At 70.8% G+C, this 11,769-nt stretch carries 12 protein-coding genes; 8 read left to right on the top strand and 4 right to left on the bottom strand.

Translation table 11 applies throughout. The features are described from left to right. Nucleotides 1-41: 41 nt before the first annotated feature. The 8 genes from AB0M59_RS38045 to AB0M59_RS38010 all read left to right on the top strand — a co-directional run bounded on the left by AB0M59_RS38045 (nucleotide 42) and on the right by AB0M59_RS38010 (nucleotide 7,134). Complete coding sequence (locus tag AB0M59_RS38045; protein ID WP_364625123.1) at nucleotides 42-419, top strand: hypothetical protein; 378 nt, start codon at nucleotides 42-44, stop codon at nucleotides 417-419. A gap of 70 nt (nucleotides 420-489) precedes the next feature. Further along, on the top strand, nucleotides 490-1,095 hold the full coding sequence (locus AB0M59_RS38040) for a dihydrofolate reductase family protein (RefSeq protein WP_364625121.1): 606 nt from the start codon (nucleotides 490-492) through the stop codon (nucleotides 1,093-1,095). 159 nt (nucleotides 1,096-1,254) lie between these two features. Further along, the gene (locus AB0M59_RS38035) at nucleotides 1,255-2,826 is read left to right on the top strand and encodes an alpha/beta hydrolase (RefSeq protein ID WP_364625119.1); all 1,572 of its coding nucleotides are present in this window, start codon (nucleotides 1,255-1,257) and stop codon (nucleotides 2,824-2,826) included. 373 nt (nucleotides 2,827-3,199) lie between these two features. Beyond that, entirely contained in the window at nucleotides 3,200-4,108 is a 909-nt protein-coding gene (locus AB0M59_RS38030) for an ABC transporter ATP-binding protein (RefSeq protein ID WP_364625117.1), read from the top strand. Further along, a complete protein-coding gene (locus AB0M59_RS38025) occupies nucleotides 4,105-4,836 on the top strand; it encodes an ABC transporter permease (protein WP_364625115.1) in 732 nt (243 codons plus the stop codon). The genes AB0M59_RS38030 and AB0M59_RS38025 overlap by 4 nt, the downstream gene beginning before the upstream one ends. Nucleotides 4,837-4,893: 57 nt before the next feature. Then, nucleotides 4,894-5,514 carry a hypothetical protein gene (locus tag AB0M59_RS38020; protein ID WP_364625113.1) on the top strand — a complete coding sequence of 207 codons (621 nt, stop codon included), beginning with the start codon at nucleotides 4,894-4,896 and terminating at the stop codon, nucleotides 5,512-5,514. Then, nucleotides 5,511-5,822 carry a transcriptional regulator gene (locus tag AB0M59_RS38015; RefSeq protein ID WP_364625111.1) on the top strand — a complete coding sequence of 104 codons (312 nt, stop codon included), beginning with the start codon at nucleotides 5,511-5,513 and terminating at the stop codon, nucleotides 5,820-5,822. Before AB0M59_RS38020 ends, AB0M59_RS38015 begins: the two co-directional genes overlap by 4 nt. A gap of 1 nt (nucleotide 5,823) precedes the next feature. After that, complete coding sequence (locus AB0M59_RS38010; RefSeq protein ID WP_364625109.1) at nucleotides 5,824-7,134, top strand: DNA polymerase IV; 1,311 nt, start codon at nucleotides 5,824-5,826, stop codon at nucleotides 7,132-7,134. 93 nt (nucleotides 7,135-7,227) lie between these two features. Here the strand turns inward: AB0M59_RS38010 and AB0M59_RS38005 are convergent, their stop codons facing one another. The 4 genes from AB0M59_RS38005 to AB0M59_RS37990 all read right to left on the bottom strand — a co-directional run bounded on the left by AB0M59_RS38005 (nucleotide 7,228) and on the right by AB0M59_RS37990 (nucleotide 11,646). Then, entirely contained in the window at nucleotides 7,228-8,310 is a 1,083-nt protein-coding gene (locus tag AB0M59_RS38005) for a glycoside hydrolase family 88 protein (RefSeq protein ID WP_364625107.1), read from the bottom strand. Nucleotides 8,311-8,382: 72 nt separating this feature from the next. Further along, on the bottom strand, nucleotides 8,383-9,069 hold the full coding sequence (locus AB0M59_RS38000; protein WP_364625105.1) for an FCD domain-containing protein: 687 nt from the start codon (nucleotides 9,067-9,069) through the stop codon (nucleotides 8,383-8,385). Between the two features lie 16 nt (nucleotides 9,070-9,085). Next, nucleotides 9,086-10,111, bottom strand: a complete 1,026-nt coding sequence (locus AB0M59_RS37995) for an ABC transporter permease (protein WP_364625103.1) — start codon at nucleotides 10,109-10,111, stop codon at nucleotides 9,086-9,088. Next, complete coding sequence (locus AB0M59_RS37990; protein WP_364625101.1) at nucleotides 10,108-11,646, bottom strand: sugar ABC transporter ATP-binding protein; 1,539 nt, start codon at nucleotides 11,644-11,646, stop codon at nucleotides 10,108-10,110. Before AB0M59_RS37990 ends, AB0M59_RS37995 begins: the two co-directional genes overlap by 4 nt. Between the last annotated feature and the right edge of the window lie 123 nt (nucleotides 11,647-11,769).

The following is an 11,769-nucleotide window of genomic DNA, read 5'->3' as shown; positions in this document are numbered from 1 at the left end:
GGGCCTTGTCCACGCTCGTTCCGGAGCGCACCATGGCGCGCATGACCAAATCGGACACGCGGCGGGCGGTGCTTCGCATCGAAGCGGCGGACGCCGACGCCGAGGAGCTCGACCGGCTCGCCCGTCGCCTGCGGGCGGAGCTGGGCGAGCTCGACGTCGACCTGCGGGCGGTGCCGGGCGAGGCCCCGGACGGCGCTAAGGCGGCGGACCCGGTGACGGTCGGTTCGCTGATGGTGGCGTTCAGCGCGGCCGGCGGCGTGTTCCCCGGCCTGGTCGAGACGCTGAAGGACTGGCTCGGCCGCCAGGCGGGCAAGCACCGGATCAAGGTGACGGTCGACGGGGACACCGTCGAGCTGGAGCGGGCGACGTCCGCCGAGCGGCAGCAGCTGATCGAGGCGTTCGTCCGGCGGCACGGCTAGCGCTGTCGAAATGGCGGTCTCCCGTCCGACGCGTTGACGACACGGTCAACGGACCTCGGAGGGAACCACCATGAGCAAGGTGATCGCCGACATCTCGATGTCGCTCGACGGATACGTCACCGCCCCCGGCGCGGACGAGGCGCACGGCCTCGGCGTCGACGGCGAGGCGATCCACGCGTGGGTGCTGGAGGAGCCGCGGTCCGCGATCGACGACGAGGTGCTGAGCCGCAGCTTCGAGCAGACCGGCGCGGTGGTGCTGGGCCGCCGGCTGTTCGACGTGGTGGACGGCCCGCACGGCTGGGACGACGGCGTCGGCTACGGGTACGACCAGGACCAGTCGGTGGCGCCGCCGTGCTTCGTCGTCACCCACGCGAAGCCCGCCCGGGTGCGGCTCACGTCCCGCTTCCGGTTCGTGACCGACGGGGTGGCGGCCGCGATCGACCAGGCCCGGGCGGCCGCGGGTGACAAGGACGTGGTGGTCATGGGCGGCGCGAACGTCGTCGACCAGAGCCTGGCGGAGGGACTGGTCGACGAGCTGCGCATCCACCTCTCCCCGCTGGTGCTGGGCGGCGGGACGCGGTTGTTCGAGCTGGTCGGCCGGACGGCGCTGGTCCAGCGGTCGGTGACGGAGTCACCGCGGGCGACGCACCTCACCTACGAGGTGGTCCGGGGCTGAGGGCCGCCGAGGCACCGTCGTCCAAAGAGGACTGGACCGCCGGTCCGATTTCCGCCTTTCGTAGGGCATTCGCGCCCGGCCACCCGTTTGCCGTCCCCGGTGGACGTGCGCGGGGCTAGGGTTCAGCCGCTCGAAGCTGAAGCCGAAAGGGAGAAAACAGTGAGACGTGCCCTTTTCGCCACTGTGGCCGCCGCCGCGGTGGCGTCCGCGCTCGTGGCCGCCCCGGCCGCGACCGCCGCGCCCGCGAGCCAGGCGTCGATCGCCTGGGGGGCCTGCACCGACCCGACGCTCGTCGCCGCCGGCGCCGAATGCGGGTACCTGGGGGTGCCGCTCGACTACTCGAAGCCCCGCGGCGAGCAGGTCCAGCTCGCTGTCAGCCGCGTCAAGCACAAGGTCGCGGACGCGCAGTACCAGGGCGTCATGCTGACCAACCCGGGCGGCCCCGGCGGCTCCGGCCTGCTGCTGGCGACGCGCGGTCCGCGGGTGCCCAACCACGCCGGCGACGCCTACGACTGGATCGGCTTCGACCCGCGCGGCGTCGGTTCCAGCAAGCCCGCGCTGAGCTGCGACCCGAACTACATGGACTACAACCGGCCGCAGTACGTGCCGTTCACCCCGCAGCTGGAGAAGACCTGGCTGAACCGCGCCAAGGGCTACGCCGAGGACTGCGCGAAGAACAACTCCAAAGCCCTGCTGGAGAACATGAAGACGACCGACACGGTCAAGGACATGGACTCCATCCGCAAGGCGCTCGGCCAGAAGCAGCTGAACTTCTACGGCTACTCCTACGGCACCTACCTCGGCCAGGTGTACGGCTCGCTGTTCCCGCAGAACGTGCGCCGGATGGTGCTCGACTCGACCGTCGACCCCCGCGGCGTCTGGTACGGCGACAACCTCAACCAGGACGTCGCCTTCGACAAGAACATCCTCATCTGGTTCGGCTGGCTCGCCCAGCACGACGACGTCTACCACCTCGGCAAGACCCAGTCCGCGGTGCAGCGCGTGGTCAACGAGCAGCTGCTCAAAGCGCAGTTCAACCCCGCGGGCGGCGTGATCGGCCCGGACGAGATCCTCGACGTCATCCAGCAGGCCTCGTACTACCAGCTCCGGTGGACGCTCCTGGGCGACGCGCTTTCGCGGTTCGTCAACCAGGGCGACTGGCAGAACTGGAAGTCGCTGTTCGAGGCGTTCGGCGGCCGCGGCGACGACAACGGCTACGCGGTCTACCTGGCCGTCCAGTGCTCCGACGTCCAGTGGCCGCAGAGCTGGAACCAGTGGAAGATCGACAACTGGAAGACGTTCACCAAGGCGCCGTACTTCACCTGGCAGAACGCCTGGTTCAACGCCCCGTGCCTGTACTGGCCCGTGTCATCGGGGCTTCCGACCAAGATCGACGGTGGCGGGGTCAAGAGCGTCCTGATGATCGACGAGACGCTCGACGCGGCGACGCCGTTCCCGGGCAGCCTCGAGGTCCGCAGCCGCTTCCCGGGCGCGTCGCTGATCTCGGAGCCCGGCGGCACGAGCCACGCGATCACCCCGCGCGGCAACGCGTGCGTGGACAACAAGATCGCGGACTACCTGGCGACGGGCGCGCTCCCGGCCCGCAAGCCGGGCCGCACGGCCGACGTCGAGTGCGCGCCGCTGCCCCAGCCGACGCCCCCGGCGCCGACCGCGGCGAAGGCTGATCTGGGTGCTACTCAGGGGTTGGTCGCCGGGCGGTTCACCGGCTGACCTGCGGAAACCCGTGACGGACGGGGTGTCGGGCACTGAGCCCGGCACCCCGTTTCGCGTGGTCACCTCATGCGCCCCAATGTGGCGTTGGGTGCGTGGGACGCACCGAACGCCACATTGGGTGCGTGGGACGCACCGAACGCCACATTGGGTGCGGTGAGACGCGCCGACCGCGGTTCGGGGGCTTCCCGGCGGGCCCCACGTCTTGAATGAGTCATTCAGGACCTCCTGCGCCCTGAATGACTCATTCAAGACTTCCGCGCCGGACTCCCGGCACTCTCCACCACCGTGGGCTTTGAATCTACGCGGAGTTTGTGTTACAAAGTTCGTAGCGACTTTGCACCGCAAAGTCCACGAACGAGAGGAGAGCGCCATGACTGGGGGACCGGCGTTCGCGCTCCACGGGCTGACCAAACGGTTCGGCCGGGTCACCGCCGTCGACGGGGTGTCCGTCGAGGTCGCGCAGGGCCAGATCGTCGCGCTGCTCGGGCCGAACGGCGCGGGCAAGTCGACCACCGTCGACATGCTGCTCGGGCTGACCAAGCCCGACGCGGGGGAGGTCACCGTCGCCGGGGGCACCCCGCGCGAGGCCGTCGACCGGGGGCTCGTCGGCGCCATGATGCAGAACGGCGCCCTGCTGCCGGACGTCACCGTCGGCGAGATCGTCGGCCTGGTCGTCTCGACGCACGCCAAGCCGCTGCCCGCGGACGAGGTGATTGCCCGGGCCGGGCTCCAGAACCTCGTGAAGCGCCGTTGCGGCAAGCTCTCCGGCGGCGAACGGCAGCGCGTCCGGTTCGCCCTCGCGCTGGCCGGCGATCCGCAGCTGCTGGTGCTCGACGAGCCCACCGCCGCGATGGACGTCGACGGCAGGCGCGCCTTCTGGGGCGCCATCCGCGAGTTCGCCGCCACCGGCCGGACCGTGCTGTTCGCGACGCACTACCTCGCCGAGGCCGAGGACTACGCCGACCGCGTCGTGCTGATGCGCCACGGCGGCGTCGTCGCCGACGGCCCGGTCGCCGAGGTCCGGGCCGCCGTGTCCGGGCGGGTGCTCAAGGCCGTCGTGCCGGACGCCACCGAAACCGACCTGGCGGACCTGCCGGGCGTCACGACGGTGCAGCTGCGCGCCGGTCGCGCCGAGCTCGCTTGCGCCGACTCCGACGCCGCCATCCGCGCGTTGCTCGCGAAGTACCCGCGGGCCGCCGACATCGAAATCACCGCGCTGGGCCTCGAAGAGGCCTTCCTGGCGCTCACCGCCGACGAGACCGAAGGGGCAGCGGCGTGAACACGACCTACCTGAGCCTGGAGATCAAGCGGATCGTCCGCAGTCCCCAGTTCACGATCTTCACCATCGGCATGCCGGTGGCCATGTTCCTGCTGTTCGGGTCGATCTTCGGCAAGCTCATTGCGCCGAACGGACTGCCCGCCGACGTCCAGACCATGATCAACCTCGCCGCGTACGGCGCCAGCGGCGGCGCGCTGTTCACCGGCACCCGCGTGGCGCAGGAGCGCACCGACGGCTGGCAGCGGCAGCTGCGCCTGACGCCGATGCGCGGCCCCGGCTACCTCGTCGTCAAGGTCATCTCGGCGATGGCGGTCGCGCTGCCGGTGCTCGTCGTGGTGTTCCTGGCGGGCCTCGCCGTCGGGGTGCAGATGACCGCCGCCCAGTGGGGTCTGGTGCTGGTGTCGCTGTGGGTCGGCGTGCTCCCGTTCGCCGTGCTGGGCCTGGCCATCGGCCTGTTCGGCAAGGGGGACACCGTCGGCGCCGTCACCGGCGCGCTGATGATGCCGCTGGGCATGCTCGGCGGCCTGTGGATCCCGCTCTACGTCCTCCCGGACTGGATGGCGACGCTGGCGCACTTCTTCCCGACGTACTGGCTCGGCCGGCTCGGGCTCGAACCGCTGGCCCACGCCGGCGGGCTGGGTCTCGCGGTGCTCGTGCTCGCGGGCTGGCTGGTCGTCCCGGCACTGGTCGTGGTGCGCCGGTTCCGGCTGGACACGGCGCGGCTGTGAATGCGTGTTAACTTCCGTGCGGTACTGAGGGGTCTGCGCGGGCGGAGGGTGAGACAGGTGGACGACGAACCGTTGTCGGCGGAGGAGTCGCTGAACCTGATCGCCCAGCAGAACCGGCGGACCCGCCGGGAACTGGGCGGGGGCCCCGCGCGCATGCTCGCGGCGTGGGCCCTCGCCTGGATCGTCGGCTGGGGCTTCACGTACTTCGCGACGCAGACCGAGGGCATTCCCGGCTGGGTCGGTGGTGTGGTCGTGGCGGTGCTGTTCGTCGCGGCGATGGCCTACACCGGCTACGTCAGCGCCCGGGCCGGGCGGGGGATCCGCGGCCCGTCCAAGACGGTCGGCGCGATGTACGGCTACAGCTGGGCGCTCTCCTCGATCGGGCTGAGCGTCATCGACATCCGGATCACGCAGTTCGGCACGCTGACCTCCGACCAGGTGTCCCTGCTGTGGTCGGGCACGTGGCTGCTGCTCACCGGTGTCCAGTACCTCGCGGGCGGCATGCTCTGGCAGGACAAGCTGATGTACGGGCTCGGCGCGTGGATGATCGTCTCCGCCGGGCTCAGCGTGCTGGTCGGGTTCCCGGCCAACTTCCTGGTCCTGGCGGTCTGCGGCGGCGGCGGGTTCTTGCTGGGCGCGATCGTGTACTTCGTGCGCGAGAAGTCCGGCCGCCGATGAGCGAACTGCCGCAGCTCGACCCGGTCATCCACGCCCAGGCGCGGCTGCGGGTCACGGTCGCGCTCGCCGGGCTGCACACCGGCGACCAGATCACCTTCCCTCGGCTGCAGCAGCTCCTGGACATGACCGCCGGCAACCTTTCGACGCACCTGCGCAAGCTCGAGGACGCCGAGTACGTCGAGATCACCAAGGCGTACGAGCACCGTACGCCGGTCACGCTGGTCCGGCTGACCGCGGCCGGGCGCGCGGCGTTCGAGAGCTACACCCAGGCGCTGCACCAGCTGCTGGACGCCACCGGCGGGGACTGACGTGGCCCGCTGGGTGATCCACCTCGACCTGGACGCCTTCTACGCGTCGGCCGAGCAGCTCACCCGCCCGACGCTGGCCGGGCGCCCGGTGCTCGTCGGCGGCACCGGGCCACGCGGCGTCGTCGCGGGCGCGAGCTACGAGTCGCGGGCCTTCGGCATCAAGTCGGCGATGCCGATGGCGCAGGCCCGGCGGCTGCTCCCGGCGAACGGCGTGATCGTGCCGCCGCGGTTCCGCGTGTACGAGCGGCTCAGCCAGGAGGTGTTCGCCGTCGTCACGTCGGTGGCTCCGCTGCTGGAGAAGATCTCCCTCGACGAGGCCTTCGCCGAACCACCGGCGTTGGCGGGCGCGTCGGTCGAAGAGGTGACTTCTTTTTGCGCCTCCCTGCGGGCTCGCATCCGCGCGGAGACGGGCTTGGTGGCGTCGATCGGCGCGGGCAACGGCAAGCAGATCGCCAAGATCGCCTCGGACGAAGCCAAGCCGGACGGCCTGCTCGTCGTGCCGCAGGGCACCGAACGCGAGTTCCTCGCGCCGCTGCCGGTGCGCGCGCTGTGGGGGATCGGGCCGGTGGCCGAGGGGAAGCTGCGGTTCATCGGCGTCCAGACGCTCGGGCAGCTGGCGGCCCTGTCCGAACAGGACGCGGCGGCCACGCTGGGCGGCGTGGTCGGCCGCGACCTGCGCCGGCTCGCGACCGGCTTCGACGACCGCCCGGTGGCCGACCGCGGCGAGACGAAGCAGGTCAGCGCGGAAACGACGTTCGACACGGACATCAAGGACCTGGCCTCGTTGCGGGCGGAGGTCCGGCGCATCGCGGTGGGGGCGCACAAGCGGCTGGTCAAGGCCGAGCGCGTGGCCCGCACGGTGGTGATCAAGCTGCGGCACACCGACATGCACACGGTGACCCGCTCGGAGACGATCTCCGCCCCGACGGACGACTTGGCGGAGCTGTCAGCGGTGGCGGAACGGCTGCTGCTCGACCCGGCGGAGTTCGGCGGCATCCGGCTGGCCGGGGTGGCCTACAGCGGGCTGTCGGTGCCCCACCAGGACGCGCTGTTCAGCCTGGCGGCCCCTTCGGCGGCCCCGGCGTCGACGGTGGTTTCTTCCGCGCCGGCGCCGGTGGCGCCACCTTCCGAGTGGCGCCAGGGCGATGACGTGGTCCACGAGGAGTTCGGCACGGGCTGGGTCCAGGGGGCAGGCCACGGCCGCGTGACGGTCCGCTTCGAGCACCGCACTTCGGGCCCGGGCGCGGCTCGCACGTTCCCCCAGACCGACCCGGCCCTCACGCGCGGCGACCCCGCCGACTGTCTGAAGTGAAGCGCCCCAATGTGGCCTTGGTTGCGTTCAACGCACCCAAGGGGCCCTTCGGTGCGTTGAACGCACCGAAGGCCACATTGGGGCGCTTGGGTCCTACTCGGCCGAGCAACCCTGGAGCTTGGCCACTTCCTGGCCTGCCAGGAGGAACGCGCCCACGCCGTAGGCCGCGGTGTCGGAGACCTTGGCCGTTGCCGGGCGGTCGCCGACCGGCTGGACGTAGCCGACCTTGCCGTCCGTCTGCAACGCCTTCGTCGACAATGCCGTCCACGCCTTGTCGACCACCGGGCGGAACCGCGATGCGGGAAGGATGCCCGCCGAGATGCCCCAGCCGATGCCGAACGTGAAGAACGCCGTGCCGCTCGTCTCCGGGCCGCCGTGGTCCCACGGGTTCAGCAGGTCCGAGTTCCAGAAGCCGTCACGACGCTGCGCCAGCGCCAACGTCGAAGCCATCTTCTTGTACACCCGCAGGTACTCCGGCCGCCGCGGGTCGGTGGACGGCAGGACCTGCAGCACCTTCGTCAACGCGGAAAACGCCCAGCCGTTGCCGCGGGACCAGAACACGCCCGAGCCGGTAAAGCGTGAATCGCGGTACCACAGACCCGTGAACTCGTTGTACAGCTTGTGTTCCGACGACCGGAACAGCTTGTCCATGGCGTCCAAATAGGACGGATCGTGGTCGATCACGCTCATCCGGGCGAACGACGGCATCGCCATGTTCAGCGCGTCGACGTAGTTCCAGTAATCGCGGTGCCCGGCCTGCACGGACGCGACCTCGTCCTTGATCCGGGTGCGGATCGAGTCGAGCGGGATCTCCGGGTGGAAGTACGTGTACAGGTCCAGGTACGCCTCGCCGGCGGCCTGGTTGTCGGGGAAGAACGGGCGCTTCGGGTCGGACGGCAGCTGGTAGCCGTTCGCCTCCGCCCACGGCAGCGTTTTGTGGTTCGACTGGCCGGTGGTCCGGACCAGCGCGAGGTTGCCGACGTGGAACGTCGCGTTCTGCCAGTCCGGGGCGGCCAGGTTCGTCCCGTTGGTCACCCAGTAGTTGCCCGCGGCGACCATCTGGTCGGAGACAGCGCATTCGGCAGCCGCGGCCGAAGCCACCGGCGCCGTGCACAGCCCGCCCGCCACCGCCGCGGCCGCGAGCACGCCAAAGCCACGAATTCCCGGGAAACGCATGGAAGCGTCCTCCTCAGCACGTCATGGCGGCGGGTCGGTCGCAGCGAGTGTTCAGGGTTCCCGGTGGACGTGTCAAGGTGCCGGTGAGCGGTACGGCGCAACGGTTCCCAGCAACCGGCGGGACGCCGTTTCGGCCCCGTCGGCGTTCTTCGCCAGCACCAGCGTCAGCACGCGGGAGTGCGCGACGAGCGTGTTGCCCTCCGGCAGCTCCATCGGCTCGCCGTGCGCGGTCAGCGCCGCCACCACGGGTACCTGCAGCTGCGCGATCAACGCGTTCCCGGACGCGCGGATCAGCGCCGCGTGGAACCGGGAGTCGGCCTCCCGGAACGCCGCGGTGTCGGAACGCTCGACGGCGTCCGCCATCAGCTCGTAGGCCGCGGCCATCGCCGAAAGCTCGTCGGGACGCCGGTGCTGCGCGGCCATCCGCGCCGCCTGCGGCTCGATCATCAGCCGCAGCTCCAGCAGCTCGCGCAGGTGCTCGCGGCCGTCGGGCCCGTTGACGCGCCAGGCGATGACGTCCGGGTCGATCGCGTCCCACGCGTCGGGCGGCAGCGTCCACGTGCCGACCCGCGGGCGGGCGGTGACCATGCCCTTGGACTCCAGCACGCGCAGCGCCTCGCGGACCACGGTCCGGGACGCGGAGAACCGCCGGCCGAGCTCCTCGGGGACGAGCGGCTGCCCGTCCCCGAGGACTCCTTCGACGATGAGCCTGCCCAGTTCGTCGACGATGCGGGCGTGCAAGGTGCGGGGAGCGCTCATCGCCGGGGCGCCCGCGCTACTCGGGCAGGCCGACGCGGCGCTCTCCGCTGCGCAGCTGCTGCAGCACGACCGCGATCACGAGCAGGGCGCCGTGGGCGACGTTCTGCCAGAACGGGTTGATGCCCAGCCCGGACATGCCGTTGTCGAGCACGCCCAGGATGATCACCGCGAGCACGGTGGAGATGATCGACCCGCGGCCGCCCTTGAGCATCGTGCCGCCGAGCGCGGCGCCGGTGACGGCCTGCAGTTCCAGACCCTCGGACCCGGAGACCGGCTGGCCGGAGCCGGTGCGCGCGGTGATCAGCACACCCGCGACCGCCGCGACCACGCCGGCCAGCGCGTACACGCCGATGATGTACCGGTTGATGTTGATGCCGGCCAGCCGCGCGGCCGTGTCGTTGCCGCCGATGGCGTAGACGTTGCGGCCGATGTCGGTGTACTTGAGCAGGAAGTGCAGCAGCGCCGCGACGATCAGGAACACCCACACCAGCGACGGCAGGCCCGCGATCGCGCCCTTGGCCAGGAAGATGAACAGGTCGTCGCCGCCGGTGTACCCCTGCGACTTGCCGTTCGAGATCACCTGCGCGACACCCTTGTAGGTGGCGAGCATGGCCAGGGTCGCGACCACCGGGTTCACCCGGCCAAAGATGATGATCATGCCGTTGATCAGGCCGCAGAGGATCCCGACGCCGACCGCGGCGAGGATGCCAACCCCGGCGCTGCCGGTCGAGGTGAACACCATCGCCGAGATGACCGAGGCGAGCCCGGCCATCGAGCCGACCGAGATGTCCAGCGCGCCCAGGATGATCACCAGGGTCTGCACCAGGGCCAGCAGCCCCATGATGGTGATCGCGCTGCCGATCAGCAGCAGGTTGTTGGTGCGCAGGAAGTTGTCGTTCAGGATGCTGAGCAGGACGATCAGCGCGATCAGGGTGATGATCAGGCTGGAGTTCTGCACGCCGATGCCGGTCAGCACCCGGCGCGCGGCCGACGGCTGGGGCGGCGCAGCGGGTGCCGACGTTTCCTTGGTGGGGGTACTCATGCGCCGATCTCCTGGGCTTCTTCCACGGCTGGTTCGGTTTCGGGGATGGCGAGGGTCAGCACGGCTTCCTCGGTCGCCTCGTCGCGGCTGAGCTGGCCGGCGAGGTGCCCGGCGCGCATCACGAGGATGCGGTCGGCGAGCGTCAGCACCTCGGGCAGGTCGGAGGAGATGACCAGCAGGGCGATGCCTTCGGCGGCGAGGCCGTCGATGATCCGGTAGATCTCGGCCTTCGCGCCGACGTCGACACCGCGGGTCGGCTCGTCGAGGATAAGCAGCTTCGGCCGCCGCGCGAGCCAGCGCGCGAGCACGGCCTTCTGCTGGTTGCCGCCGGACAGCTTGCGGACTTCCTGCTCCATCGACGGCGTCCGCACGCGGAGCTCGCTGATGTACTCCTCGACGAGTGCGCGCTCCTTCGCGCGCTTCACGACGCGGAAGCGGCGAAGGCGGTCCAGCACCGAGATGGAGATGTTGTCGCGGACGGACCGCTGCATGAGCAACGCGTCCGTCTTGCGCTCTTCGGGCGCGAAGCCGATGCCGGCTTTGACCGCGTCGCCCGGGTTGTGCGCGCGCAGCCGCTTGCCGTCGAGCTCGACGGTGCCCGACCGGATCGGCAGGTCGCCGACGATCGCGCGGGCCAGCTCGGAGCGTCCGGCGCCGACCAGCCCGGCCAGGCAGACGACCTCGCCCGCGCGGACCTGCAGCGAGATGCCGGTGACGTCGTCGGTGGTGACGTCGTCGAGCTTCAGCACGACTTCGCCGGTGTCCTGCGTGACGCGACGCTCGAGCGCGGACAGGTCGCGCCCGATCATCATCCGGACGAGGCCGGGTTCGTCGGTCTCCGCGACCTGCTGGACGCCGACGAGCTTCCCGTCGCGCAGCACGGCGACGCGGTCCGCGAGCTGGAAGATCTCCTTCATCCGGTGCGAGACGTAGACGACCGCGACGCCGCTGTCGCGCAGCCGCCCGATCAGCCGGAACAGCGCCTCGACCTCGTGTTCGGACAGCGACGACGTCGGCTCGTCGAACGCGATCACCTTCGGCGGGTCGGCCGCGGTGAGCACTCGGAGGATCTCGACGATCTGCCGCTGGGCGGCCGACAGCGCGACGCCGAGCGTCGCCGGGTTGAGGACGCCTTCGAAGCCGTACTCGGCGAGCGCGTCCTGCGTGGCCTTCATGAGCGTGCGGCGGTTGAACACCCGCGCCCTGGCGGGGAGCTCGCCGACGAAGACGTTCTCCGCGACCGAAACGTGCGGGATGATCTCGGGTTCCTGGTAGATCACGCGCACCCCGGCGGCCATCGCGGCGCGCGGGGTGTCGAAGGTGACCTCGGTGCCGTCGAGGAGGAGCCGGCCGTCGTCGGGGCCCTGGTCGCCGGAGAGGACGCGCAGCAGCGTCGACTTCCCGGCGCCGTTCTCGCCCATCAGCGCGAGCACCTCGCCGGAGCGGAACTCCAGCGAGACGTCATCGAGGGCGGTGACGCCGGAGAAGCGCTTGCCGATGCCCTCGACGGCGAGCGCGGGAGAAGTGGAGGACATGGTCGCCTTCCGTACGGCGGTCGTGAGATGAGGCCGAGCGCGTTGTGCAGCCCCGCGACGTACTCGTAGGCCGCGACGAGGTGCCGTTCGCGCTCCGGCCAGGTCGTCGCCGCCAGGGCGCCG

This window comes from Amycolatopsis sp. NPDC051371 (assembly GCF_040682155.1).
In the GTDB taxonomy this organism is placed as follows: Bacteria; Actinomycetota; Actinomycetes; order Mycobacteriales; family Pseudonocardiaceae; genus Amycolatopsis.
The sequence above is the reverse complement of the archived record's forward strand: the minus strand, read 5'-3'. Positions and strand labels throughout refer to the sequence as shown.

What these genes read in the sequence shown, in the direction of transcription:
- AB0M59_RS37995 (WP_364625103.1), bottom strand. Translation starts at nt 10,111, where the DNA reads ATGAGTACCCCCACCAAGGAAACGTCGGCACCCGCTGCGCCGCCCCAG.
- AB0M59_RS38005 (WP_364625107.1), bottom strand. Translation starts at nt 8,310, where the DNA reads ATGCGTTTCCCGGGAATTCGTGGCTTTGGCGTGCTCGCGGCCGCGGCG.
- AB0M59_RS38000 (WP_364625105.1), bottom strand. Translation starts at nt 9,069, where the DNA reads ATGAGCGCTCCCCGCACCTTGCACGCCCGCATCGTCGACGAACTGGGC.
- AB0M59_RS38015 (WP_364625111.1), top strand. Translation starts at nt 5,511, where the DNA reads ATGAGCGAACTGCCGCAGCTCGACCCGGTCATCCACGCCCAGGCGCGG.
- AB0M59_RS38045 (WP_364625123.1), top strand. Translation starts at nt 42, where the DNA reads ATGACCAAATCGGACACGCGGCGGGCGGTGCTTCGCATCGAAGCGGCG.
- AB0M59_RS37990 (WP_364625101.1), bottom strand. Translation starts at nt 11,646, where the DNA reads ATGTCCTCCACTTCTCCCGCGCTCGCCGTCGAGGGCATCGGCAAGCGC.
- AB0M59_RS38040 (WP_364625121.1), top strand. Translation starts at nt 490, where the DNA reads ATGAGCAAGGTGATCGCCGACATCTCGATGTCGCTCGACGGATACGTC.
- AB0M59_RS38030 (WP_364625117.1), top strand. Translation starts at nt 3,200, where the DNA reads ATGACTGGGGGACCGGCGTTCGCGCTCCACGGGCTGACCAAACGGTTC.